Source organism: Streptococcus mitis (assembly GCF_003942965.1).
Classification (GTDB): domain Bacteria; phylum Bacillota; class Bacilli; order Lactobacillales; family Streptococcaceae; genus Streptococcus; species Streptococcus mitis_BH.
In genome coordinates this window covers 1-1787 of record NZ_RJOG01000062.1, presented here as the reverse complement: position 1 = coordinate 1787, position 1787 = coordinate 1, and the positions used below count along the sequence as shown (strand labels likewise).

The 1787-nt window shown below is 29.0% G+C and carries 3 protein-coding genes; all 3 read left to right on the top strand.

The window, feature by feature from the left end; translation table 11 throughout:
* Positions 1–508, top strand: a 508-nt coding sequence (locus tag D8837_RS09205; RefSeq protein WP_142999010.1) for a LicD family protein, incomplete at its 5' end; no start/stop codon positions are given.
* A gap of 3 nt (positions 509–511) precedes the next feature.
* A complete protein-coding gene (locus D8837_RS09200; protein ID WP_045604975.1) occupies positions 512–1603 on the top strand; it encodes a glycosyltransferase family 4 protein in 1092 nt (363 codons plus the stop codon).
* Position 1604: 1 nt separating this feature from the next.
* A partial coding sequence (locus D8837_RS09195) for a glycosyltransferase family 2 protein (RefSeq protein ID WP_142999009.1) occupies positions 1605–1787 on the top strand: 183 nt, incomplete at its 3' end.

The following is a 1787-nucleotide window of genomic DNA, read 5'->3' as shown; positions in this document are numbered from 1 at the left end:
GGATAAGGTCATAATTGGGAATAAATCATATGAAATTTACATTGACTTATTTCCATTAGATGGTACTCCAAATAATAAGTTGTTAAGAAATATATTTTTATCAAAATTTGTATTCTATCGAACATTGTATAAATTATCAATTGTTAATCAATTAAATATTGTTGATCGGGGATTTGTAGGTAATTCTATTGTGTGGCTTATGAAAATGATTGGTATCAGTAAGCTTTTGCCAACTGAACAAATAGTTGAGAAAATACATAGTATTGCTGAAACGTATGATTTTGAAAGTAGTACTTACGTAGGAAATATTTTAGGACGTTATCGTAAAAAAGAGATTGTGGATAAAACTATATTTGGTAGCGGAATAAAATTAGATTTTGAAGAACTACAATTGAATTGCCCTGAAGTTTTTGATTCATATCTAAAGCACATTTATGGAGACTATATGAAGCTTCCAAAAGAAGAGGATAGAGTAGCACATTTTGAAGAATTAAATGTACAGGGGTAATTAATGAAGAAAATAGCTTTAGTTAAGTGGATTATAGATGGTACAGATGGTGGCTTGAAAGTTTCCACAGATCTTGCTAATGAATTATCAAAAGTGTACGAAGTACATCTAATTTCGGTTGTAAGTACAGAAGACATATTTTTTCCATTAAGTAATAGAGTTCATTATAAAAATTTATCTTCTAAAAAAATATCAATACGTAAGAATTTTTTTAAAGCAGTGAAGTTATTAAGAAAATATATTAAAGAGAACGATATTAAATTGCTTTTGGGTATCGGAATGGGAATGAATAGTGTGGGTATTGCGAGTACTATTGGATTGGATATTAAATTTATTTCTTGTGATCATACTAATTCTATCGTAGATATAGACACTACTATGAAAAAACTTCAAAGATATGTTGGAGCCAAACTTGCAGATAAGATAATTACACTAACTACTGTTGATAGAAATAATTATATAAAAAAATATAAGATAAACCCCAAAAGAGTTGATTACATTTATAATTGGATAAATTCTATAGATGTAGAAAAAAAATATAATCTTTATTCTAAAAAACTAATTACTGTCGGTAGATTTCACAAGCAAAAAGGTTATGACTATTTATCGAGAGTCGCAATCAAGGTATTATCAAGATATCCGGATTGGCAATGGGATATATATGGCTCGGGCAATGATCAAATTAAACAAGATTTGATAAAGGAATTGGATAAAGGTGGCGTTTTGCCACAAGTTCAGTTTAAGGGGAATGTGAAAGGTACAGATAATATTTATCCAGACCATGCTATTTATGTAATGACTTCCCGTTACGAAGGACTTCCCTTAGTTCTTTTAGAGGCCAAACAGTATGGACTACCTATTGTCAGTTTTAATTGTCCCACTGGGCCAGCAGAAATCGTATTGGATGGAGAAAATGGGTATCTAATTGAGAATTTTGATATAAATCAAATGAGTCAAAAAATAATAGAATTAATTGAAAAAAATGAATTGAGATTAGGCTTTTCGCAAAATGCGATGTTAGATACTGATAAATTCAATAAAAAGAAAATTACTAAACAATGGATTGAATTGATAGAAAAAATGACGGGAGAATGAAATGTACGATAAATTAGTAACAATCATAGTACCAATGTATAATATTGAACAATATATTACTAAGTGCATAGAATCATTTAAACAAGTAGATAAAAAATATTATGCGGATTTTGAAGTGATTGTTGTTAATGACGGTAGTACGGATAACTCACTTCAAGTTGTAGAAGAATTAATTAATAATAGT